A 21,597-nucleotide genomic window follows, 5' to 3' on the forward strand; every position below is an offset into this window, starting at 1 on the left:
CCGCACCAGCGGGCCGGCGGGCGGTGCTCGAACACCGCCCCAAGGCCCTCCACCAACGCAACTCAGGAGAGTCGATATGCAACAGCACACTGGAACACGTCCAGCCACGGCAGCACGTCCGTTGGCTTTGAGCACCGGACCCGGCCCGGAGGCTACCACGCCGGCCGTCGCCGCCTACGACCGCAGCATGGGCGACTGCTCAGCGACCATCACCATGCACGTCACGCATGGTGCCGTTGTGGTCACCGCCACCCTGAACATGGGACCTCTACGCGAGGCTCGCCAAACGTGGGAGCGGCGGCGTGGCACTGGCACCGGCTGGAAACTCATCGACGGGCCTCGCCTGTGGACGACGGTGGAAGACCGCATCAGCACCGAGTTGGCTGAGTTCATGGACGGCCTGGACTTCCCCTTCGACCTGGCCAACATGCTGCCGCGCAGGCCGACTGCAGCGGCTGCAGCTGCGGTCGCGCTAGCCGCACGGGAGGTGGCGCATGGTTGAGTTGTTCGCTCTTATGGTGGTCCTGGCGCCGGCGGCCGGTGGCGCGCTGGTCTATAAGCTGTGGACGACGCGCCGTCCGCGCCTGACTCAGACCGGCCTGGCGGTCGGACAGGTGCCGCAGCGCCTACGTCGCCGCACCCGCATGGCTGTGCGGCGGGAGGCTGCTCATGGCTGAGTCCGTCATCCTTCTCGGCCCGCAGGGCAGCGCAAAATCACTTAACGCCGAGGCTCTGCGGCAGGAGCTCGGCCTGCAGGAGGTCATCGAGCTTGAGGATGTCTTGTTTACGTTCCGCGCTGATCGCCTGGAGCCGGTCGGGCAGCTGATCCTGACCTGCAACGAGCAGCAGGCCCACACCTGGTCGGTGCGCTGGGGCTTGCGCCTCATGCGTGTCGAGGAAGCACGTGCCCAGCTCGGCGCCGCATGGAGGACGCAACCATGAACCTGCAGCGCACGATCGAGATTGCGCGCGCCGCAGCGCGTTTGGGAGAGCCTGGCCCCTTGTCCACCGGGGAGGCACTCACCGCCGCTCTGGTGCTCAATCGCCACGACTGGCTGGCCGAAATGGGCTACACCATCGCCCAGGCGTTGGACCGGATCGACTCCGACACCGCGCAACATCTTCGGGACGCCGAGCGCGTGCTGCGCCTGGAGGTACCGTGACGCAACGTCAGGTCGACCACGACAGTCCTCTGCCGCCGTGCACGAACGGCCACCTCGCTCGCCACATGCTCGACGCCCGCCGCCCCGAGGCGGGCGGCGGGCATTTCATCGAGTGCGTGTGTGGGCGCACGCAGAAGCACCCCAGCTTCGAGTTGGCCATGACCGAATGGCGGCGTGCTCATCGCATCCGCACCCCTCGTGAGCCGCGGCCCCGCGCCCATAACGTTGTGCAGCTCGGCCTGCGATTCACCGGCACACACCAGCGATGATCGATGGCGCAAATATGGAAGGGTTTCGCAGGGCGTGCGAGGCGCGTCACTGGCTACGGCAGGGCTACACGGATGCAGCCAAGGTGCGAGAGCTACGGCTCCGCATCGCTGCTCAGCGCGGCTATGCCGCTGCTGACTTGCTCGTGGAAGAAATGCGCGAGCAATGGCGGCACAGGCGGGAGTGGACCAAGGAGCAAGATGCATGAGCGGTGAGGTACTGACGTTTGAGGATCTGCGGCGGCTATGCGCACCGATTGGACCCTCGCCCCGTACCGCGACCGTCGTGCGTTGGGCCAATGATCAGGGCATCCGATACAAATACGACGGTCGAGGGGGTATCTGGACAACGCTAGACGCTCTCAACGCCGCGCTGGGATTGCAGCAACACAACGACATCGAGATGGATACAGAACAGGAGCTGATGTAATGGCAAGAGGCCGCAAGCGCAAATTCAATCCCCTCATACCATCTCACATTGATCAGGCCGCGCTCCCGCGCGGCCTTTATTGGGGGGATGGCCGGTGGTACGTCGTCGAGCCGCATCCCGAAGGTGGAAACAGACGAAAGCAAACCGTGGCCTACGCTGGAGCTCGTCTATCGGAATTGCACGGAATCATTGAGGAACGTGCAGGCAAGGGCATGCGAGGCACGTTGCGTTATCTCTTTGATCGCTTCCATGAGTCGTTGGAGTTCAAGGAACTAGCGACCGACACGCAAGATGACTACAAGCGCTATGCCAACTCCATTGCCGACTATCTGCGCAAGGACGGATCGAAATTGGGCTCGGTCCAGGTTGATCGCATCACGACGCCTGTGATCCAGCGACTCGTGGAAGTTTTCGCAATGGGACGGCTTGCCAACGGTCACCAACCCGCGCTTCCTGCAACGCCCAGTAAAGCAAATCACCTTCACCGCTACTTACGTCGCACACTCGCATGGGGCATGCGTGTCGGGCTATGTAGATCAAATCCAGCCATCGGCGTGAGGCAAGCACGCGAAGCAAAGAAGCACCGTATGCCAACGCCGGCTGCATTCGACAAGGTGTTGACCTTCGCTCGTGAACGCGGCTCCCGTCCACCACACACAAAGGGCAGTTGCCCGAGCTACCTGGCGCCAGTCATGGTGCTCGCGTATAGCGCGCGCCTACGCGGCATCGAGGTGTGCACCCTCAACGACACACATAAGCAGCCAACAGGCATACATGCTCAGCGGCGCAAAGGATCACGCGACACGCTTACCGAGTGGGATCCTGAGATGATCGAAGCGTGGGATTTCCTCGCAGCGCGGCGTACCGCGATCTGGACTAAGAAAGGCCGAACCTTTCCAGTCCCTATCAAGGCTGAGGATCGGCGGCTACTCGTTGAACAGACTGGTAGCCCCATGGCTAAGTCATCTCTGGATAGTGCCTGGCAACGATTCATCACGCTCGCAATGACCGAAGGGATCATCACGAAGCAGGAGCGCTTTTCTCTGCATGGCCTCAAGCATCGCGGCATTACCGACACAGTTGGCAACCGGGGCGACAAACAAGATGCTGCAGGGCACGTAACACCAGCAACGACAGGTCGCTATGACCATGCACTGCCAGTGGTAAAGCCGCCAAAGCGCAGCTAATTTTCCCGGCAATTTTCCCGACAGCCTCAAATCAGGGCGCTTGGCACAAGCTAAGCCCTTGATTTTATGGTGGGCCCAGAAGGATTCGAACCTTCAACCAAAGGATTATGAGTCCTCTGCTCTAACCGTTGAGCTATAGGCCCGTGTGTGCGGCGGCGAGATGGCAAGCCTGTCGGGCCGTGCAGCGGACGCGAAAGTTTACCCGTCTGTGCCTCGCCCTGTCTGCTAGGTCGCGTGTGCCTGCAGCGATCCAAGTATCTATAGCCTTGAGATCAGGTAGCGGCGGCGACAACGAAAAAGCCCAGCAGCGGCTGGGCTTTGCGCATCACATTTCAGAGTTCCGTTGCGCCACCGTTGTACAGCTATCTCCAACGGACCGACGCACCCGAGCAGATTGCGGCACGGTGTGGGAGCTTGGTGTTGCCGAGGCTGGCTTGGTTGGCAGTGGATCGCAGCATGACGATCAGGACGCTGGGGCGGCGAGCGCGATGATCGGGATAACGCGTGGGGTGGCGCTGGCAAACGCGCGATCTAGAAGCAACCGGCAGAACTTCCTACTCCCAAAATCACCAATCCCGAATTCCCGCCTCTCACGCATCCATCGTCTCGAACTGACCGTCAATCAACTGCCGACCCGCACGAAACCCGTGCGCGATGGCCTCCTTGTACGTCGCATGGCCTGGCCCGTTAACGGCGATGCGCGGCTGACGCTTGCCGCCAAGTGCGTAAACATCCACCCACAGCGTCCACTTGGCATCCGGGGAAGCCTGCTCGACGCGTACGCGGATCTCGTGCTCGCGATACGTGGTTGTTTCGAAGCGGCTTTGCCTGCTCATAAGACGATTCCGTTTCCGTTCGTCCGTCACGTTAGAAGTCGCGGTCAAAACGCGACGTGAGGTTTACGGAAACATCTGTTTAATGTTGCATGGCCGTGTGGCTTCGTCGCCATTGCGTGAACGCCTCAACGCCCGCGTCACCGGTGCGTGGTGTATTGCATGCGGCCGCAGCCTAAAAGCCGAGATAGGAAACTGCCGCACCCACAACGCAACAGCCCCGCATGAGCGGGGCTGCTGGGTGATCACTGCACGGGTAAGACCGAGGGGTCAGTCGATATCCAGGAACGAGCGCAGCTGTTCCGAACGGCTCGGGTGACGCAGCTTGCGCAACGCCTTGGCCTCTATCTGACGGATCCGCTCACGGGTGACGTCGAACTGCTTGCCCACTTCTTCCAGCGTGTGATCGGTGTTCATGTCGATACCGAAGCGCATCCGCAGCACCTTGGCCTCGCGCGGGGTCAGCCCTGCCAACACGTCCCGCACCGTCTCGGAGAGATTGATGTTGGTGGTGTTGTCGATCGGGGACTCCACATTGGTGTCCTCGATGAAGTCGCCCAGATGCGAATCCTCGTCGTCGCCGATCGGGGTTTCCATCGAGATCGGCTCCTTGGCGATTTTCATCACCTTGCGGATCTTGTCCTCGGGCATGTCCATTTCCTTGGCCAGCTCCTCCGGCGTGGCCTCGCGGCCGAACTGCTGGAGCATCTGGCGGGAAATGCGGTTCAACTTGTTGATCGTTTCGATCATGTGCACCGGAATACGGATGGTGCGCGCCTGATCGGCGATCGAACGGGTGATGGCCTGACGGATCCACCACGTTGCATACGTCGAGAACTTGTAACCGCGACGGTATTCGAACTTGTCCACGGCCTTCATCAGGCCGATGTTGCCTTCCTGGATCAGGTCGAGGAACTGCAGGCCGCGGTTGGTGTACTTCTTGGCGATGGAGATGACCAGGCGCAGGTTGGCCTCGACCATTTCCTTCTTGGCCTTGCGCGCCTTGGCTTCGCCATAGGCCATCGCACGGCTGATTTCCTTGATCTCGCCCAGCGTCAGGTAGCTGGCCTTCTCCATCTCGATCGAGCCTTGCTGCTCGGAGACGATCTGGTCCTTGACGTCGCGCAGTGCCGACGACCACTTCTGCTTGCGCTTGAGTGCGTCTTCCACCCATTCCAGGTTGGTCTGGTTGCCTTCCCAGGAGCGGATGAAATCCTTGCGCGGCATGCGCGCCACGGTGGTGGCCAGGTGCAGCACCTTGCGCTCGTGTTCCTTGATGCCGTTGACCACGCCACGCAGCTGGGTGACCAGCGCATCGGTCAGCGGCAGCGGCAGCTTGAGCGTGGTGAAGATGGCGGCCATGTCTTCGCGCGCCTTGACCACCAGCTTGTGCTCGGCGCCGTTCTTGGCATAGATCTTCTTGAACTTGGCGTATTCGTTGGCCAGGTTCTCCATGCGCGTGGCCACTTCCACCGGGTCCGGTCCGGTCGGGCCGGCCTCTTCTTCGGCAGCGTCGTCATCGCCGTCTTCGTCGTCGTCTTCATCGACCGCGTCTTCGTCGACGGCGACCGGGCCGGCGGCGGCCAGCGCAGCAGCGGCGGCATCGGCTTCTTCGATCAGGTCGTTGAAGCCAACCACGATCTCGGCCAGACGCTTCTTTCCTTCCTTGTGCGCTTCGTAATCGGCCAGCAGCATTTCGGTCGACAGCGGGAACACGCCCAGCGCTGCCTGGACCTGGCTCAGGCCTTCTTCGATGCGCTTGGCGATGGCGATTTCGCCTTCGCGGGTCAGCAGCTCGACCGTGCCCATTTCGCGCATGTACATGCGCACCGGGTCGGTGGTACGACCACCTTCGGTGTCGAGCGCGGTCAGCGCGGCGGCAGCTTCTTCGGCTGCGGTGTCGTCAACCTCGCGGTTGCCGGTGTTGCCATCGTTGAGCAACAGGGTTTCAGCATCGGGCGCAACTTCATGGACATCGATGCCCATGCCGTTGATCATGCTGATGATGTCTTCGATCTGCTCCGGGTCGACCAGGTCGTCGGGCAGATGGTCATTGACTTCGGCGTAGGTCAGATAGCCCTGTTCCAGGCCCTTGCTGATCAGTAGCTTGATGTCGGATTGCTGGGCAGGACGTTCGTTGGCCATGAGTGCTCGCGCCACCGGCTTTGAGATTGGAAAGAGAACCTAGCATTATACCAGCGTGAAGCCCGGTCTGCCGGAATCAAGACGGGACCGCTGGTGGACGTGGGTTTCTAGGGTCTGAGAAGGAAGGTCACCGGGCCGTCATTGACCAGGTCGACAACCATATGGGCACCGAATCGCCCGGTTTCCACCCCGCCGCGGTGTTTTTCGCGACAAATACCCACTAATTGATTGAACGCCCGTTCAGCCTCCTCGGGGGGTGCCGCCGTGCTGAAACCTGGGCGGTTGCCGGAGCGGGTATCTGCAGCCAGGGTGAACTGGCTCACCAGCAACAGTCCGCCGCCGGTATCGGTGAGTGAGCGATTCATCTTGCCGGCGTCGTCGCCGAAGACGCGGTAGCTGAGCAGGCGCTCGGCCAGGCGCCGGATCTGCGCGTCGCTGTCGCCGGGCTCCACGCCGATCAGGGCCAGCAGGCCGGGACCGATCTGCCCGACGATCTGGTCATCGACCGTGACGCTGGCGCGGGTGACGCGCTGGATCAGTGCAAGCATGGGCATGGGCGGGCAGCAAACTGTGTCGCGCAGCATGCCTAGCGCTGTTCGCACTGTCACGCGCGGGCCTTCGCCGACTGCGCTGTTTAGAATTGTGCGGATGAAATCCGATGTCCGCGCCAGACTGCTCTATGCCACCGCCGCCACCGTGGGCCGCCTGCCGTGGCCGTTGCTCAAACGCCTGGCCGATGCGCTGGCCTGGAGCTGGCGCAAGCTCAATGCGCGCGAAGCCCGCGTGGCGCTCCGCAATCTGGAACTGGCGTATCCGGAACTGAGTGCCGAGCAGCGCGCGCAGTTGCACGCACAGATCCTGCAATCGACTGCGCGGCAGACACTGGAGGTCCTGCGCACCTGGACCCGCCCGCCGGCCGAAAATCTCGCGCGCCTGCAACGCAATGGGCAAGAGCTCTACGACGCGGCACTGGCGTCCGGGCGTGGGGTGATCGTGGCGGCGCCGCACTTCGGCAACTGGGAGCTGCTCAACCAGTGGCTGTCCGAACGCGGGCCCATCGCGATTGTCTACCGGCCGCCCGAGTCCGAGGCGGTGGACGGTTTCCTGCAGCTGGCGCGCGGCGGCGACAACGTGCGCCAGGTGCGTGCCGAGGGCCCTGCGGTGCGGCAGTTGTTCAAGGTGCTCAAGGACGGCGGCGCGGTCGGCATCCTGCCCGACCAGCAGCCGAAGATGGGCGATGGCGTGTTTGCGCCGTTCTTCGGCATCCCGGCCTTGACCATGACCCTGGTCAATCGGCTGGCCGAGCGCACCGGCGCCACCGTGCTGTACGGCTGGTGCGAACGCGCCGGCGGCGACCTGCAATTCGCGCTGCATGTGCAGCCGGCCGACCCGGCAGTGGCCGACGCCGACCCGGTGCGCGCCGCCAGCGCGCTCAACGCGGGCATCGAACAGATCGCCCGGCGCGACCCGGCGCAATACCAGTGGACCTACAAGCGCTACACGCTGCGCCCGCCGGGCAGCGGCGAGCCCAACCCGTATGCGACCGAGCGGCATCCGCATTGATCGCCGCCCCGCGCAACCTGATCGAGCGCGGCAACCGGGTTGGGTGCATCAGTCGTCGTGCGGGTCTGCAGGCGTGGCCAGAATGCGTTGGTAGAACGCCAGGTCCAGCCAGCGCCCGAACTTGAAACCAGCTTCACGCACGGTGCCGGCATGGGTGAAGCCGAACTGTTCGTGCAAGGCGATGCTGGCCTGATTGCTGGCATCGATGCCGCCCACCAGCACGTGCACGCCGCGCGCTTGCGCCGCTGCGATCAATGCTTGCAGCAGCAGGCGCCCCAGGCCTTTACCGCGATGGTCGCGATGCACGTAGATCGAATGCTCGACGCTGTACTTGAACGCCGGCCAGGCGCGAAAGGTGCCATAGCTGGCAAAGCCCATCAGAGTGCCGTCGGCGTCCTCCACGCCAATCACCGGAAAGCCGCCCGCCTGCTTGGTGGCGAACCAACCGACCATGCTTTCCGGTGGCCGTGGCCGATAGTCGTACAGCGCAGTGGAATTGGCGATGGCTTCGTTGAAGATGTCCAGAATGGCGCCAGCGTGGCGCGCGTGGCTGCAATCGACAATGTGCATGGGGCCCGACGACCGTGGAAGTGGCCCGATTAGAAAGCATTGCCAGGCGCTGAACAACGCGGGACGTAGGCAACCAATCGGCGCATGGCGCGCCACTCAACCGGCAGCGGCTGGATGCAGCGTTCTACCCGGTCGTGGCGACTGCCTGTTGCCAGGCGCGCGACAATGGGCAGACGCGATCCCATAGTGACCGCAGCGGCGTCCGCCTTGAAGCGGCCGTGGCAATCCCCATTTGGAGTCGTGCATGAGCAGCCTCGTCCCCTCCCCCAGCGCACAGGCCTTCGGCGATCCGGCGGCGATTCGCTGTGAGCGCGCCGCTTCCGAGTTGCGCGCCGGGCGCCCGGTACTGCTGACGGCGGCGGATGGGCAAGCGCGGGCGGTGCTGGCAGTGGACAGCAGCACGGCGAAGTCGTACGCCGCGTTCGCCCGCGCCGCACAGGGCCGCCACTATCTGTTCGTGACGCCGACCCGCGCCCAGGTGCTGGGCTTGAGCGCGCCACAGGGCGCGCGCGTGGGCTTGATCGATCACAGCTACGACCGGCTCGCCGCGCTTGCCTACCTGCGCGACACCCCGGTGCCCACCCAATGGACGGCCGGCGATGCGCTGGATGCCGGCGGCGTGGAAATCGCGCGGCTTGGCTTGCTGCTGCCGGCATTGCTGGCGGTGGAACTGCGCGATGTGCACGACCATGCCGCGTTCGCCGGCTGCCAGTCGTTGGCGCTGGAGGATTTGAGCCGCGGCTGCGCCACCTCCGCGGCCGCCGGCTACGAATTGGTGACCCGCACCCCGGTGCCGTTGCGCGGCCTGGGCATGAGCGAATTTGTGGTGTTTCGTGGCGGCGTGGCGCAGCGCGACCAGGTGGCAATCGTGGTCGGCCAGCCGGACCTGACGAGTGCCGTGCCGGTGCGTGTGCATTCGTCGTGCCTGACCGGCGACCTGTTCGGCTCGCTCAAATGCGATTGCGGCGACCAGCTGCGACACGGACTGGCCAAGCTGAAAGAACTCGGCGGCGGCGTGCTGCTGTACCTGGATCAGGAAGGACGCGGCACCGGCATCGCCGCCAAGATGCGCGCCTACGGCTATCAGCATGCTGGCCTGGACACGATTGATGCCGACGCGCAGCTGGGCTTCGGCCCGGACGAGCGCCGTTACGGCAGTGCGGTGGCGATGCTGCGCGGGCTGGGCATTAGCCGGATCCGGCTGTTGACCAACAACCCGGCCAAGGCCGAGCGCTTGCGCGCGGCCGGCATCGCGGTCGAAGATCGCATCGCCATTACCGGCGACATCACCGCCGAAAACGAGCAGTACCTGCGCACCAAGGCCGCACGCGCCGGACATGCGCTGGATGTGGATGCATTGATCCTGGCCGCGCAGTAGCGCGCCCGGCGCCGGATGTGCCTGCACTCGGCGGCCGGCTATGCTTGCGAACCGCTTCTGCAGGCTAGCCTCGTGCACGACGCTCCACCGCCGCACCCCGACGTCATCGTCCAGCCTGCTCCGGCAGCAGCGTCAGCCGTGAACCACAGCCAATGGCAGTCGCTGCCGCGTCGTGGTGCCTATGTGGCCGCAGCCAACGGCGCGCTCGGCGGCGGATGTGCGGGCCTGATCGCAGGCGGCGTCACGGCTGTCTGGCTGCACGCCTGGCATCAGTGGCCGGCGGTGCTGGGCGTAACCGCGGTCATCGCGCTGCTGGGTGCGTGGTTTGCAGTCAAACGACACCGGCTGACGCACTGGAAACTCGATCAGCATGGTCTGGCGCTGCAGCGCGGCCATCTGTGGCAAAGCGATACACGCGTTCCGATCTCGCGCGTGCAGCACGTGGACCTCCGCCGCGGGCCGATCGAACGCGCTACTGGCCTGACCACGCTGGTGGTACATACCGCCGGCAGCCGCCTCAATGCCGTGGCGCTGTCGGGGCTGGATCAGGACGATGCCGAACGCCTGCGTGATCGCTTGGCCCGCCAGCTCGATCACGACGACGACGCGCTATGAGCGCCATCGAACACCCCGATAACGACGAACAGCGCCTGCATCCGTTGTCGTGGGTGTTCGTCTTGCTACAGCAGATCCGTCAGTTCCTGATTCCGCTGGCCGCGCTGATCCTGTTCGGCAGCCGCGACGGCAGTAGCGATTTTGCCGACCAGATCGCCACCGGCGTGGTGATTGCGGTGCTGGTGGCGATTTCGGTGCTGCGTTACTTCACCTACCGCTACCGGATCGGCCGCGATGGCGTGGCGATTCGCAGTGGTCTGCTGGAACGCAGCCGGCGCGATATTCCGTTTGCACGCATCCATAACGTGGTGGTGCATCAATCGCTGTTGCACCGCCTGGCCGGCGTGGCCGAGGTCCGCCTGGAATCGGCCGGCGGGCACAAGCCGGAAGCGGAGATGCGCGTGCTGCGTTTGGATCAGGCACTGGCGCTGGAAGATCTGATCCGTCGCCGCGCGACGGACGCGGATGTCCCGGCACCGCACATCGAAGAAGATAGCGGCAGCCTGTTGCGCCTGCCGATGGCCGAGGTGATCCGGCTGGGGCTGATCTCCAATCGCGGCATGGTGGTGGTGGCCGCCAGCTTCGGCGTGATCTACCAGATGATTCCGCGCCGCACGGTGTCCAACTTCGTCGAGCACAATGGCGAGTTGGCCTATCGCTACGTCAGCCAGATCCATCCCGGCGTCGCGGTCACGGCAACGCTGGTGACGATCGCCACGCTTGCCGTGCTTGTGGCGATGCGCGCGCTGTCGGTGGCCCTGGCAGTGACGCAGTACCACGGCTTCCATCTGAGCGAATCCGAGCGCCGCCTCACCGTGGAGCGCGGGCTGCTGACGCGGATTCGCAGCAGCGTGGCATTGCGGCGGATCCAGTCCTGGACGTTGTACGAAGGACTGCTGCACCGCCTGTTCGGTCGTCGCCAGTTGCGGGTGGATACCGCAGTGGCCGGCAGAGGCGATAACGAAGGCAGCGCACTGAAGGAGCTCGCCCCCATTGCCGACCCGCAACATTGCGATGCGTTGCTGCAACGCCTGCTGCCGGGTATCGCATGGCCGCCGGCGCAGTGGCAGTCGATCGCCACGCATTGCTGGTGGCGATTGAGTCTGCCCACAGCGCTGATGCTCCTGCCCCTGGTGGCGGCCCTGGCGTGGCAGTTCGGCAGCCAGGCCTTGTGGTTGCTGGCGTGGCTGCCGTGGAGCGCGTTCAAGGCACAGCGCCAGGTGCAGCGCATGGCCTACGCAGTGGATGCGCGTTTCGTCGCGGTGCGCGGTGGCTGGTGGAAGCGCTGGTGGCGGCTGGCCGAGCTGGACAAGTTGCAGGCGTTGCAACTGCAACGCTCGCCGCTGGATCGGCTTTCCGGCACTGCCACGCTATGGCTGGATACGGCCGGCGCCAGTGCAACCGGCCCGGCATTGCGTCTGCGTTTCGTGCCGTTTGCCCAAGCGCAGGCATTGCAGTCGCAACTCGCTGCCGCATTGGCGCGGCGCAAGTTGCGCTGGTGATCAACGCTCGCGATCAGTGGTTGCACTGATCAACATCGGCGATCAGCCGTGCTGTTGAGCGGCTTCGGCAACGCGCGCTACTGCACTTTTCGATGACAACGACCAGGTCCGGCAAGGCGTCGCCGATCGTCATCCCCGCGCTCGTGACCGCTGATCATGCTCAGCGTTGCGCCGGCCCCCAGTAGCCCAGCTCACGACGGATCTGCAGCCTGCGCCACACCGCGCCCAGCGGTTTGCGCCGCAGTTTGCCCAGCGTGCCGGCAAGAAAGTCCTCGGTGGCTGCAATCACGCGCTCGGAGGAACGCCCGTCGCGGTACGGATGGATCGCATCGGCGTAGCTGGCAAGTGCGCTGCGCAATGCTGCATCCGGGGCCAGCGCGCGCGCCAGCTGTTGCGGCAACTGCTCGGCCTGTTGGAAGTCCAGCATGTGCGGCTGCGGCACGCGGTTGCGAAAGGTCACCACCGGTTTGTGCTGCACCACGAACTCGGACACGATCGAGGATGTATCCGAGACCAGCACGTCGGCCGCGCGTTGCGCTGCCATGACTTCTTCGGGCTCGATGAAGCGTGCGTTGGCACCAGCCAGTGCGCGATAGCGCTCGAACAACGCTGGAGCGCACTTCGGGTGCAAGGTCAGCAGCCAGTAGTGCGCGCCGCGCGCGATGTCGGCAGCGATCTGGTCATAGAGCGCAGGCGCTGCGCTCAGCCGCTCGGTGAAGGTGGAACCGAACAGGATTACCGGGCGGCCAGCGGCTGGCGCGCGCAAGGCGGCGCTGCGTCCACCATCGTCGCGAAAGACCGGATCGAGCTTGGGCCAGCCCGTTTCCACCACCGCAAAATGGCCCTCGCGCTGAGCCAGCGCGCGGAACGGCGCGGTGGTGGCCGGGCCTTGCGTGCAATACAGATCGAACAGGCCGCGCACGCGGAAATGGCCGCGGTTGTCCTCGCGCTTTTGCACATTGAAGCCGTGGAACAGCTGCACTTTCGCGCCCGACACAAACGGCGGCACCCAGTTGGCCGCGCTAAATACCGCGCGCGGACGCAAGGCGAGCGCCTCGCGCAGGCCAACCTGGCGCACGCCCGGCAGCGCCAGTCCGCGCGCGCCGCCTTCGAACCAGGCCGACACCGCGTGCCCGGAGGCCTGTAATGCCTGCGCCAATGGCGCCAGAATAGGCAACGCGTAACGCTCCGTTGCGAACAGCAGGTAATCGGCCATCACATGTCCTCTTCGACCGCACCCGACGAACGGCCTCGCATTTCGGCCTGCATTATCGCGTTCAATGAGGCCGATCGCCTACGCGACTGTCTGACCTCGCTGGCGTTCTGCGACGAGATCGTGGTGGTGGACTCCGGCTCCACCGACGCCACTGCGGACATCGCCAGCGCGCACGGTGCGCGTGTGCTGCAACGCGCCTTCGATGGCTACCGCAGCCAGAAGGCATTCTGCGTGGCACAGGCCAGCCATGACTGGGTGTTGTGTCTGGACGCCGACGAACGCGTCAGCGATGACCTGCGCACCTCGATCATCGCTGCGCGCGATGCCGGTTTCGCCACTGCGGCCGGCTATCGCTTTGCACGTTTATCGGACTACTTTGGCCGCTTCCTGCGCCACGGCAATGCATATCCGGACCGGGTGCTGCGCTTGTTCGACCGTCGCCGGGGCGGCTGGCGCGGCAAGCGCGAGATCCACGAGGCGGCCAGCGTGGATGGCGCCGTCGCGACACTGGCGGGCGATCTGATCCATTACCCGTACCGCTCGCTGATGCAGCAACTCGCCAAGACCCAGCGCTACGCGCAGATGATGGCCGAACACGAACACGCACGCGGCAAACGCGCCACCTGGAGCAAGCTGGTGTTGGCGCCGGCCTGGCGCTTCTGGCGTGGTTATCTGCTGCGCGGCGGCTTTCGCGATGGCTGGCATGGGCTGATCTACGCCTATGTGCGCGCCAATTACGTGCGCCAGAAGACCATCATGCTGTGGCTGCTGCAGCACCACCAGCCGGTGCAGGACCCGCCACGCGCGCCGGATCAGCGCAGCGAATAAGTTCGGATGGAAACGTCGAGAGCTGCCTTAAAGCGACTCCGAAGGGCGCGGACGCTGCCTAGAGGCCGGCATATCCGAGTGACACACGCCGATTCCAGCAACGACTGCACCCATTTTTGATTGTGCGCATGTATTGGATCGGCCACTCAAAGCACATGCCATTGGCGCATGCGCCACATGCAGCCATTGGCGCATCCGCCGCTACCGAGTGCTCGCCACACCCGGCTCGGACTGTTGCGCCTGCCGCGCCGCCAGACCCGCCAGACCCGTCAACACGCCGACCATGGCCGTGTAGAAGCTCGCCGCCACTTGGTGGGCGAACATCGATTGCGTCAGCCCGCACAACGCATAACTGATTACGAGCATCACTCCGGCCGCAGCCGGGCCACGGAACTGCTTCTGCCCACTGCGCCGATGCAGCCGCACGAACATCCACAGCGGCACGCCATACACGGCAATCAGCAGCAACAGGCCAGGCACGCCCTGGGTGGCACTCCATTCGGCCAGATCGTTGTGCGCGTGCCCCAGCTGGCAGCGGTACAACGACGGGTCGGCGGCACAGGCCGGCAGGTCGTGCATCGCATCGTCGAAACGTCCAACGCCCACACCGGTCAGCGGATGCGCCTTCACGGTGTCCCAAGCCACATGCAGGCGTTCGATGCGGGCACCGGCCGACGAATCGGTGTCGCCTACTTCGTAGCGTTGCAGGTCGCTCTGCAATTCGCCCAGGCGCATCTGGTCGGTCAGGGCCGGCACGCTGAGCGCAATGCCCACCGCTAGCACCGCGCCGCCGATGAAGGTCAGCAAGCGCGCGCGCGCGCTATGCCATGGCGCCCCCCAGATCAGCACGCCCAGCGTCGCCAGCAATGCCAACAACACCCCGCGGCTTCCGCTCAGCACGATCACCACCACGGTAGCGACCGCAGCGCCCAGCAGCCAACGCACATTGCCGTCCGGGCGGGAGAACACCGCCACCACCAGCAACATCAGCACGATGTCGGCAAACACAATTGCGTTGGTGAAGCCTTCGGCGCGGTCGGCGCCGTTCATCACCTGCAGCAGCGCGATCAGCATGGCCGCGAACACGCCGACCAAGGCGCCGCGCCACAGCCAGATCTGGCGCGGCTGCAATGCATACGCCCACAGCGCCGCCCATGGCAACACCAGGAAACGCGAGCGGTTGCCCACATCGCGCAGCCCGTGTTCGAACAAGGCGATCGACAGCAGCGACATTGCAATCACCGCCACCGTCAGCCAGCCCACCACGCGCAACGACCAGTCGCGCGCCGCAATGCCGTCACGCAGGTGACGCCAACCGACCAGCGAACCCAGCAGCAGGCACAGGCCGAACGGCAGCAGCCCGCTCGGCATGCTCACTACCAGCGCAGTCAATGCGAAGGCGCCCAGCTCGGCAATGCGCCCGCCCGCCCGCGAGGTCGTCGGGGCAGAGGGCGACAGCGAAGCAGGTTGGGGGTGCAAGGAATTCATCTAAAGATCGGTGGGATAAGGGAGGCACCGCAGTGGCCGGGGTTCGGCAACGCCGGCCAAGCTAACGATGCGACGCATGAATCCCTGCTAGACAGCCACTGGCAACGGCATGGTTTCCGCGCCGATGGCGCCTGGTATGTGCGCGTGCCTGCAGGGTCCGCTGGTTCATTCGGTGTCCAGGTTGCCCTGTTCCTTTGCTTCCACCGCGCGCTCGCTGGAGCTAGCCACGCACTCGCCATGCACTGCGTCGGCCGGCACCAGCCACCAGCGCCGGCGGTTGGCCACGCCCACCAACTGGCTGCGACTGCGATCCACGCAGGCCAGCAGTGCGGTCTCTTGCGCCAATAGCCAGCGCCGGCCGGGTTGCTCGGCTTGCCAGGCCACGCCGCGCTGCAATTGGGTTTCCCATGGCACCTTGAAGCCAAAGGTCTGCGCCGGGCGGTCGGCCATCAGCAGGTTCTGCTCCTTCCATGCCACCAGGCCGAGTTGCGCATCCGGGCCGATGCGGCGCCCGGCCTCGCGCATCACCGCGCCAGCCGAACTGGAATCGTTGAAGATCGGGTAGCAGACCAGCCCGAACGCCACCCACCACGCACCCAGCAGCGAAACCAGCGCAAACGCGGAACGACGCACGCGCATCAGCAACAGGCTGGCGATGCCCCAGGTGCCTACCGCGAGCAGCAGCCAGCCCAGCGGATCGGTGGCTTCGCTGCCCACCCCGCGGCTGTCCATGATCTTCTGCTCGAAGCCCGGATGGCCGATCAGCATCGCTGCGCCACCCGCACTGAACACCACTGCCAGCAACAGCCCGAACGCGAACAGCAGCCGCTGCACGCCAGCCCGGCGCAGCAGGCCTGGCACCAGCGGCGCCAGCGCCAGGCAGAACATCGGCAGCGCCGGCAGGATGTACACATCGCGCTTGCCGCTGGGAATGGTGAAGAACACCAGCACCAGCAGCCACCAGGCGAGCGGCAACAGGTAGCGCGGATCGTGCCGCTTGAGCCGGCGTCGCCACGCGGGGATCGCCCACGGCAACAGCAGGATGGTTGGCAGCCACATCGTGGCCATGCTTTGCAGGTGGTACCAGACCGGCTGCGCATGATCCCAGGAGCTGGCATAGCGCTTGGCGGTCTGACGCAGCAGGATGTCGTTGAGATACACGCGGTATTCGGGCTGGCCGGCGGTCAGCGCGGTCACCATCATCGGCACAAACCACAACAGGATCGCCGCAAAGAAACACAGCGGCCCCAACCAGAAGCGCCGGTCGCGCACATGCACGCCCACGCCCGGCCAGCCACGTGCTGCAGCAATCCCGGCCGGGATGAGCATCAGCAGCGCGATGATGCCCACGCCCTTGGTGATCACACCCAAGCCGGCGGCGAACCAGCCCAGCGTCCACCAGCGCCAGGCCGGGCCCATCAGCAGATGGCGCAGCAGTCCGTAATTGGCCAGGGTGATCCAGAACACCACCAGCGGATCGATCTGCGCCTTCTTGGCCTGAAAGGTGAAATGGAGCGTAAACAGCAGCATCCAGGCCGCGTAAACGCCGACGCGGCGGGTCCACAGCCGCCGGCCCAGATCGTAGACGCAGGCCAGCGTGCCCAGCGCGGCCAGCAACGACGGCAGCAGGAACGCAACCCGCCAGTTGCCCAGCAGCGTATAGAACAGCGCCTGCAGCCACATCAGCATCGGCGGCTTGTCCGAATACAGCTCGTTGCCGCGATGCGGGAACAACCAGTCGCCGCTCAGCACCATCTGCTTGGCCACCAGCGCGAAGCGCGGCTCGTCCGCCGGCCACGGGTCACGCAAACCCAGGCCGGCACCGATCACCAGCACGGCGGTAATGGCCAGCAACCAGACATCGGTGGAAGCGCGATTTTTGAGCATGTCGGGCGGCAGTCGGACGCAGGGGGTGGAGCGCTGAACGTCGCGCGTGGTCAGGAGGTTTTTAGCAAAAGCGCGTAGAAAAATCCGTCGCAGTGCTGCTCGCCTGGAAACCGCTGACGTCCGGGGCCGGCCGCATGCCCGAACTGCGCACCCAAGGGCTGCGCCTGTGCGTCGGCGGTGCGTTGCAGGAATGCGTCGACCTGGGTTTGGTTCTCGCGCGCCAACAGCGAGCAGGTGGTGTACAGCAACTGCCCGCCCGGACGCAGCGTGCGCCAGGTCGCATCCAGCAACCGCGCCTGCAGCGCACACAGTGCATCGATATCGTCGGCCCGCCGGTGCAGCAGCACATCCGGTTGACGGCGCACCACGCCGGTGGCCGAACAGGGCGCGTCCAGCAACACCGCATCGAACGGCTGGCCGTCCCACCATGCACCCGTATCGGCAGCGTCGGCCGCATGCAAGGCGACCGTGGCGTTTGGCACCGTGCGCTGCAAGGTCTGCTGCACGCGCTCCAGGCGGCGTGCATCCACGTCCAACGCGGTGAGCTGCAACCCGGGCTGACGCTCCAGCAGATGCGCCGCCTTGCCGCCTGGTGCGGCGCAGGCATCGAGCACGCGTGCCGACGGCGCCAGCATCAGCGCATCGGCTACCTGCTGCGCAGCGCCGTCCTGCACCGAAACATCGCCTTCGGCAAAGCCTGGCAACTGGCTCACCGGGACTGCGCTGTCCAGGCGCACCGCATCCGGCAATACCGCGTCGGGCTGCGCGGCGATGCCCAGTTCGGCCAACCGTGCGACGTAGGCCGCTGGGTCAATCCGCGCGTGCTGCACACGCAGCCACATCGGCGCCATCTGCGCACTCGCGGTAAAGATGCCTTCGGCACGATCGCCCCAGTCGGCGCGCAACTGCTTGCGCAGCCACGACGGCCAGCCGGCGTCATCCGATACGGCCGGAAATCCTTCGCGCTGGGCGCGCCGCAAAATCGCGTTGACCATGCCGGCCTGACGCGGTCGCCCCAGCGCGCGGCACGCATCTACCGTGGCCGACAACGCGGCGTGTGCGGGCAGTTGCAGCACATCGAGCTGAGCGAAACCAACCGTCAGCAGCGCCTTGAGTTCGGCATCGCGTGGCGGCAACGGACGTTCCAGCCATTGCCGCAGCGCGACGTCATACGCCGGGCGGCGGCGGATGACCGCAAAGCAGATCGCCTCCACCAGTGCGCGGTCGCGCGGATCACCGATACCGGGCAGGGTCGCGGCCAGTTCGGCCTTCAACGAGCGCCCCTGATCGAACACCGCGGTCAGCACGTGTGCGGCTGCCAGGCGCGAGGCGACGCCGGCGGTCGCGGTGTCGGCCGACATCAGCGCAGCGCCGGCAGGTCGCGCCGCGCGTTGAGGTAATCGGCGGCGGTGATCGCCTTGCCACCCTCGCGCTGGAGCACCCGCACCCGCAGCGCCCCCTGACCGCAGGCGATATCGATACCCTGTTTGCTGGCGGCCAGCAGGGTGCCGGGCGGCTGCTGATGCGCCAACTCCAACGCCACTGCGCCATGCAGCCGCACGCGCTCACCCGCCAGGATCGCCTCGGCGACCGGCCACGGGTTGAACGCACGCACGCGCCGCGCCAGTTCCTGCGCCGGCTGCGCCCAATCCAGCCGCGCCTGCGCCTTGTCCAGCTTGTGCGCGTAGGTCACGCCTTCGTCCGGCTGCGGTTGCGGCACCGGGCGAATGCCGGCGCGCAACAGACCCAGGCCGTCGGACAACACCTGCGCACCCAACGCGGCCAGACGGTCGTGCAGCTGGCCGCCGGTTTCCTGCTCGCCAATATCGATCCGCTGCGACAGCAGCACCGGTCCGGTATCCAACCCGGCTTCCATCTGCATCAGGCACACCCCTGTTTCGGTATCGCCGGCTTCGATCGCGCGCTGGATCGGCGCAGCGCCACGCCAGCGCGGCAGCAGCGAGGCATGCACGTTCCAGCAACCATGGGTTGGCGCGGCCAGCACCGCCTTGGGCAGGATCAATCCGTAGGCCACCACCACCATCAGGTCCGCATTGAGCGAACGCAGCGTGGCTAGCGCTTCGGGCGAACGCAGCGTCTGCGGCTGGAAGACCGGAATGCCGCGCGCAATCGCCTCGATCTTGACCGGCGAGGGCGTCAACCCACGGCCCCGTCCGGCGGGCCGATCCGGCTGGGTGTAGACCGCCACCACCTCATGCCGCTGCGCGGCAGCGTGCAACGAAGCGACAGCAAAATCCGGCGTACCGGCAAAAATGATTCTCATAGGGCTGGGAGTCGGGATTCGGGAGTGGGGAGTCGCAACGGCGGGCGTGCTGGCCGGGGCGAGAGCGGCGTGGAGCTGAAAGGTGGAAGCAGATTTGTGCGGGATTCGGAAATTTGGCGCCAGAACCGGCGTTGCCCGTCATCAACGAGCGCAATTGAAAAGCGCAAGTCGCAGCAGGCAATTCGATGCCTGCGACGGCAATGCCTTACCCAATGCCGAATCCCGATCTTCAAGACCATCCGTCTGCGGACTGGCCGGCATCGCGATGCGCCGGCAAAGCCCATGCGCCAGATCGCAGCAGACCGCGCATTCGAAGAGTCGACTCCAGCGGAGTCAAAGCACTGCAAACATCCGCTTTTGCCAATCCCAATTCCCGAACCCCCACCCCCAGCCCTCAAGCCACGTGCTTGCGCTGTTTGGCCAGCTTCTTGCGCACCATTTCGCGCTTGAGCGGCGAGAGATAATCCACGAACAGCTTGCCGTCCAGGTGATCCATCTCGTGCTGGATACAAACGGCCAGCAGGCCAGCGGTGTGCAGTTCCTGCGCCTGACCCTGGCGATCGAGATAGCGCACCGTGATCGCATCGGCGCGGCTGACATCGGCATAGATGCCTGGTACCGACAGGCAGCCTTCCTGATACAGCTGCTCGCCCTGCTTGCTCACAATCTCCGGGTTGACGAACACCTGCGGCAGATTCTTCTCGTCACTGATGTCGATCACCATGAAACGCTTGTGCACGTCCACCTGACTGGCAGCCAGGCCAATGCCCGGCGCCTCGTACATGGTCTGGAACATGTCATCCAGCAGCGCCTGGAACGCCGGGCTGGTGAGCTCGGCAGCATCGACCGGTACGGCCTTGGTACGCAGCCGCGGGTCGGGAAACTCGAGTATTGGGAGCAATGCCATGGGGTTACCCGTCTGGAAACACCGGCGCGGCGCCGGCAAGACGGTGTCATTCTAGCGCAATGCTTGCGTGGCGCCCCTGGTTCTGGACTATAGTGCGCGGACCTGTTGGGGAATCAGGCAAGAAGGTACTCATGTTAATCCGACTTCGTACGGTCGTCGCTGCGGCGATGTTGACCGTCGCGACTTACGCTGCCGCGCAAGCGGTGGGCGAGCATCCAGACACCTATGTGGTCCGCAAGGGCGATACCCTGTGGGACATCGCTGGGCGTTTCCTGCAAAAACCATGGCTGTGGCCGGAAATCTGGCAAGCCAATCCGCAAATCCAGAATCCGCACCTGATCTATCCGGGTGACGTGATCAGCCTGGCCTACCTGGACCGTGTCGGCAAAGGCACGATCCAGCCCGGCCCGCGCCAGGAAGCGCCGATCAATGCCATTCCATTGGCAGACGTCGAGCCATTCCTGAAGAACCTGCGGGTGGTCGACGACTTCGACCAATTGCCCTATGTGGTGGGTCTGGAAGGCGGGCGTTCGCGTGCCACCACTGGCCAGGTCGCCTATGTGGTCGGGCTGGAAAACGCACAGCCGGGTCAACGCTTTGCGGTGGTGCGCCCGACCGTGAAGTTCAGCCTGCCCAAGCACAACGAAGACCTGGATATGGCGGGCAACATCACCGCCGGCTCCGGCAACATCTGGAAGAGCTTCATCGCGCCGAGCACGCGCCGTGAGTTCCTCGGCTATGAGCTGGCGCAGGTCAACATTGGCACCATCACCCGCAGCGCGGCAGGCGGCAACTCCAAGGCAGCGACCTTGCTGTTGCAGGACAGCGGCCGCGAAGTGCGGGCCGGCGATCGCATCGTCGCGGTCGAAGCGCAGCCGTACGACCTGCAGTTCATCCCGCATCCGCCGTCGGAACAGGCGCTGCAGACCGAATTGCGTGTGCTTGCCATCTCCGATGCCTTCACCGTCGGCGGCAGCCGCGATGTGATCGCCATCTCCGGCGGCGCCCGCGAAGGCATCAACAACGGCACGGTGTTCTCGATCTGGCGCAAGGGCCGTACCGTCAGCGACCGCGTCAAGCACTCGCGCTTCTCGCGGACCGACGACGATTTCAGCGGCCCGGGCGGTTCCACCGTGGGCCTGCCCGACGAATACGCCTCGCATGCGATGGTGTTCCGCACCTTCGACAAGGTCAGCTATGCGCTGGTGATGGAAAGCGTCAAGCCGACCGGCCTGGGTTATTTCGTCAAGCATCCTGACGCGCAGTAAGCGAAAGTTCCGATGCATCAACGCGACGGCGCCCGAGGGCGCCGTCGTCGTTTGCGGCCTAGCCTGG

At 65.1% G+C, this 21,597-nt stretch carries 24 protein-coding genes and 1 tRNA gene; 14 read left to right on the forward strand and 11 right to left on the reverse strand.

What is annotated here, in order from left to right; translation table 11 throughout:
* Nucleotides 1-76: 76 nt before the first annotated feature.
* From XpruCFBP8353_RS05915 to XpruCFBP8353_RS05950, 8 genes are read left to right on the forward strand one after another with little or no spacing between them, the layout of a single operon-like run.
* A complete protein-coding gene (locus XpruCFBP8353_RS05915; protein ID WP_162300953.1) occupies nucleotides 77-502 on the forward strand; it encodes a hypothetical protein in 426 nt (141 codons plus the stop codon).
* Nucleotides 495-677, forward strand: coding sequence for a hypothetical protein (locus XpruCFBP8353_RS05920; RefSeq protein WP_101362315.1), 183 nt, complete (start codon nucleotides 495-497; stop codon nucleotides 675-677). Before XpruCFBP8353_RS05915 ends, XpruCFBP8353_RS05920 begins: the two co-directional genes overlap by 8 nt.
* Complete coding sequence (locus tag XpruCFBP8353_RS05925) at nucleotides 670-942, forward strand: hypothetical protein (RefSeq protein ID WP_040260175.1); 273 nt, start codon at nucleotides 670-672, stop codon at nucleotides 940-942. Before XpruCFBP8353_RS05920 ends, XpruCFBP8353_RS05925 begins: the two co-directional genes overlap by 8 nt.
* Nucleotides 939-1,163, forward strand: a complete 225-nt coding sequence (locus tag XpruCFBP8353_RS23360) for a hypothetical protein (RefSeq protein ID WP_008572787.1) — start codon at nucleotides 939-941, stop codon at nucleotides 1,161-1,163. The genes XpruCFBP8353_RS05925 and XpruCFBP8353_RS23360 overlap by 4 nt, the downstream gene beginning before the upstream one ends.
* On the forward strand, nucleotides 1,160-1,432 hold the full coding sequence (locus XpruCFBP8353_RS23800) for a hypothetical protein (protein WP_026006879.1): 273 nt from the start codon (nucleotides 1,160-1,162) through the stop codon (nucleotides 1,430-1,432). Before XpruCFBP8353_RS23360 ends, XpruCFBP8353_RS23800 begins: the two co-directional genes overlap by 4 nt.
* A complete protein-coding gene (locus tag XpruCFBP8353_RS23805; RefSeq protein WP_042826460.1) occupies nucleotides 1,429-1,638 on the forward strand; it encodes a DUF7696 family protein in 210 nt (69 codons plus the stop codon). The genes XpruCFBP8353_RS23800 and XpruCFBP8353_RS23805 overlap by 4 nt, the downstream gene beginning before the upstream one ends.
* The gene (locus tag XpruCFBP8353_RS05945; RefSeq protein WP_016849275.1) at nucleotides 1,635-1,859 is read left to right on the forward strand and encodes a hypothetical protein; all 225 of its coding nucleotides are present in this window, start codon (nucleotides 1,635-1,637) and stop codon (nucleotides 1,857-1,859) included. The genes XpruCFBP8353_RS23805 and XpruCFBP8353_RS05945 overlap by 4 nt, the downstream gene beginning before the upstream one ends.
* Nucleotides 1,859-3,046 carry a site-specific integrase gene (locus tag XpruCFBP8353_RS05950; RefSeq protein ID WP_101362316.1) on the forward strand — a complete coding sequence of 396 codons (1,188 nt, stop codon included), beginning with the start codon at nucleotides 1,859-1,861 and terminating at the stop codon, nucleotides 3,044-3,046. The genes XpruCFBP8353_RS05945 and XpruCFBP8353_RS05950 overlap by 1 nt, the downstream gene beginning before the upstream one ends.
* A gap of 67 nt (nucleotides 3,047-3,113) precedes the next feature.
* On the opposite strand, the gene XpruCFBP8353_RS05955 is transcribed toward XpruCFBP8353_RS05950, so the two are convergent.
* From XpruCFBP8353_RS05955 to dtd, 4 genes are all read right to left on the reverse strand, one after another.
* A tRNA-Ile gene (locus XpruCFBP8353_RS05955) sits at nucleotides 3,114-3,189 on the reverse strand.
* Between the two features lie 447 nt (nucleotides 3,190-3,636).
* A complete protein-coding gene (locus XpruCFBP8353_RS05960) occupies nucleotides 3,637-3,930 on the reverse strand; it encodes a hypothetical protein (RefSeq protein WP_243391048.1) in 294 nt (97 codons plus the stop codon).
* A 219-nt stretch (nucleotides 3,931-4,149) separates the two neighbouring features.
* Nucleotides 4,150-6,024 (reverse strand): RNA polymerase sigma factor RpoD, encoded by a 1,875-nt coding sequence (gene rpoD / locus XpruCFBP8353_RS05965; RefSeq protein WP_101362318.1) that lies wholly within the window; start codon nucleotides 6,022-6,024, stop codon nucleotides 4,150-4,152.
* Nucleotides 6,025-6,131: 107 nt separating this feature from the next.
* On the reverse strand, nucleotides 6,132-6,572 hold the full coding sequence (dtd, locus tag XpruCFBP8353_RS05970; RefSeq protein WP_101362319.1) for a D-aminoacyl-tRNA deacylase: 441 nt from the start codon (nucleotides 6,570-6,572) through the stop codon (nucleotides 6,132-6,134).
* Here dtd and XpruCFBP8353_RS05975 point away from each other — a divergent pair.
* Nucleotides 6,571-7,587: a lauroyl acyltransferase gene (locus tag XpruCFBP8353_RS05975; protein WP_207759576.1), complete on the forward strand. Its 1,017-nt coding sequence runs from the start codon at nucleotides 6,571-6,573 to the stop codon at nucleotides 7,585-7,587. The genes dtd and XpruCFBP8353_RS05975 overlap by 2 nt on opposite strands.
* Before the next feature lie 48 nt (nucleotides 7,588-7,635).
* Here XpruCFBP8353_RS05975 and XpruCFBP8353_RS05980 read toward each other — a convergent pair whose 3' ends face one another.
* Nucleotides 7,636-8,157, reverse strand: a complete 522-nt coding sequence (locus XpruCFBP8353_RS05980; RefSeq protein ID WP_101362321.1) for a GNAT family N-acetyltransferase — start codon at nucleotides 8,155-8,157, stop codon at nucleotides 7,636-7,638.
* A gap of 244 nt (nucleotides 8,158-8,401) precedes the next feature.
* Between XpruCFBP8353_RS05980 and ribA the strand changes: the two genes are divergently transcribed.
* The 3 genes from ribA to XpruCFBP8353_RS05995 all read left to right on the forward strand — a co-directional run bounded on the left by ribA (nucleotide 8,402) and on the right by XpruCFBP8353_RS05995 (nucleotide 11,652).
* The gene (ribA, locus tag XpruCFBP8353_RS05985) at nucleotides 8,402-9,535 is read left to right on the forward strand and encodes a GTP cyclohydrolase II RibA (protein WP_101362322.1); all 1,134 of its coding nucleotides are present in this window, start codon (nucleotides 8,402-8,404) and stop codon (nucleotides 9,533-9,535) included.
* Nucleotides 9,536-9,673: 138 nt separating this feature from the next.
* The gene (locus XpruCFBP8353_RS05990) at nucleotides 9,674-10,150 is read left to right on the forward strand and encodes a PH domain-containing protein (RefSeq protein WP_101362507.1); all 477 of its coding nucleotides are present in this window, start codon (nucleotides 9,674-9,676) and stop codon (nucleotides 10,148-10,150) included.
* Entirely contained in the window at nucleotides 10,147-11,652 is a 1,506-nt protein-coding gene (locus XpruCFBP8353_RS05995) for a PH domain-containing protein (RefSeq protein ID WP_101362323.1), read from the forward strand. Before XpruCFBP8353_RS05990 ends, XpruCFBP8353_RS05995 begins: the two co-directional genes overlap by 4 nt.
* A gap of 160 nt (nucleotides 11,653-11,812) precedes the next feature.
* On the opposite strand, the gene XpruCFBP8353_RS06000 is transcribed toward XpruCFBP8353_RS05995, so the two are convergent.
* A complete protein-coding gene (locus XpruCFBP8353_RS06000) occupies nucleotides 11,813-12,871 on the reverse strand; it encodes a CDP-glycerol glycerophosphotransferase family protein (protein WP_101362324.1) in 1,059 nt (352 codons plus the stop codon).
* Between XpruCFBP8353_RS06000 and XpruCFBP8353_RS06005 the strand changes: the two genes are divergently transcribed.
* A complete protein-coding gene (locus XpruCFBP8353_RS06005) occupies nucleotides 12,872-13,696 on the forward strand; it encodes a glycosyltransferase family 2 protein (RefSeq protein WP_101362325.1) in 825 nt (274 codons plus the stop codon). It abuts the gene before it with no gap.
* A 201-nt stretch (nucleotides 13,697-13,897) separates the two neighbouring features.
* On the opposite strand, the gene XpruCFBP8353_RS06010 is transcribed toward XpruCFBP8353_RS06005, so the two are convergent.
* The 5 genes from XpruCFBP8353_RS06010 to def form a co-directional block, all read right to left on the reverse strand.
* Nucleotides 13,898-15,184 carry an O-antigen ligase family protein gene (locus XpruCFBP8353_RS06010; protein WP_101362326.1) on the reverse strand — a complete coding sequence of 429 codons (1,287 nt, stop codon included), beginning with the start codon at nucleotides 15,182-15,184 and terminating at the stop codon, nucleotides 13,898-13,900.
* A 165-nt stretch (nucleotides 15,185-15,349) separates the two neighbouring features.
* On the reverse strand, nucleotides 15,350-17,071 hold the full coding sequence (locus tag XpruCFBP8353_RS06015) for an ArnT family glycosyltransferase (RefSeq protein ID WP_101362327.1): 1,722 nt from the start codon (nucleotides 17,069-17,071) through the stop codon (nucleotides 15,350-15,352).
* A gap of 50 nt (nucleotides 17,072-17,121) precedes the next feature.
* A complete protein-coding gene (rsmB, locus tag XpruCFBP8353_RS06020; RefSeq protein ID WP_101362328.1) occupies nucleotides 17,122-18,432 on the reverse strand; it encodes a 16S rRNA (cytosine(967)-C(5))-methyltransferase RsmB in 1,311 nt (436 codons plus the stop codon).
* Nucleotides 18,432-19,355, reverse strand: coding sequence for a methionyl-tRNA formyltransferase (gene fmt, locus XpruCFBP8353_RS06025; RefSeq protein ID WP_101362329.1), 924 nt, complete (start codon nucleotides 19,353-19,355; stop codon nucleotides 18,432-18,434). The genes rsmB and fmt overlap by 1 nt, the downstream gene beginning before the upstream one ends.
* 394 nt (nucleotides 19,356-19,749) lie before the next feature.
* Nucleotides 19,750-20,262: a peptide deformylase gene (gene def / locus XpruCFBP8353_RS06030; RefSeq protein WP_101362330.1), complete on the reverse strand. Its 513-nt coding sequence runs from the start codon at nucleotides 20,260-20,262 to the stop codon at nucleotides 19,750-19,752.
* A gap of 131 nt (nucleotides 20,263-20,393) precedes the next feature.
* On the opposite strand from def, the gene XpruCFBP8353_RS06035 reads away from it, so the two are divergent.
* Nucleotides 20,394-21,530 (forward strand): LysM peptidoglycan-binding domain-containing protein, encoded by a 1,137-nt coding sequence (locus XpruCFBP8353_RS06035; RefSeq protein WP_101362331.1) that lies wholly within the window; start codon nucleotides 20,394-20,396, stop codon nucleotides 21,528-21,530.
* The last annotated feature ends 67 nt before the right edge of the window (nucleotides 21,531-21,597 follow it).

It is taken from the genome of Xanthomonas prunicola (assembly GCF_002846205.1).
Classification (GTDB): Bacteria; Pseudomonadota; Gammaproteobacteria; order Xanthomonadales; family Xanthomonadaceae; genus Xanthomonas; species Xanthomonas prunicola.